We start from the raw sequence: 360 nt of genomic DNA, 5'->3' as shown, positions 1-360 counted from the left end.
GACTTCCCATATTTAAGAAAATCATTTTCTTCCTCGATTTCAAAATAGAAATTCGTACAATCGTAGAAAAGAACACTGTTATTGCGTTCAAACATAGATGAGCTGTTGAGGTATAATTCCTTCTCGACAAAGTAACGCTCATCCGCAAGGACAGGAAGAGAACGATAGACATCTTCCAGCTGATATTGAGGGACATCTAAGAAATGATGTGCATCTTTAAAAGAGGAACGCTCAGAGCCGGGATAAATGATTCTGGTATTGACAAGGTCGCTGACAATAGAAGTCAAGTCAAACTGGAATTTATGACGATCAGTTATCTGCTGACATATATCTTTGATACCTAAAGAGAATAGTATGTTT

At 37.2% G+C, this 360-nt stretch carries 1 pseudogene; it reads right to left on the bottom strand.

The features are described 5' to 3' along the window. A pseudogene (locus NE665_RS24830) lies at positions 1–360 on the bottom strand (transposase); the annotation flags it as partial.

This window comes from Clostridium sp. DFI.1.208 (assembly GCF_024463855.1).
GTDB lineage: Bacteria > Bacillota_I > Bacilli_A > Erysipelotrichales > Erysipelotrichaceae > Clostridium_AQ.
The sequence above is the reverse complement of the archived record's forward strand: the minus strand, read 5'-3'. Positions and strand labels throughout refer to the sequence as shown.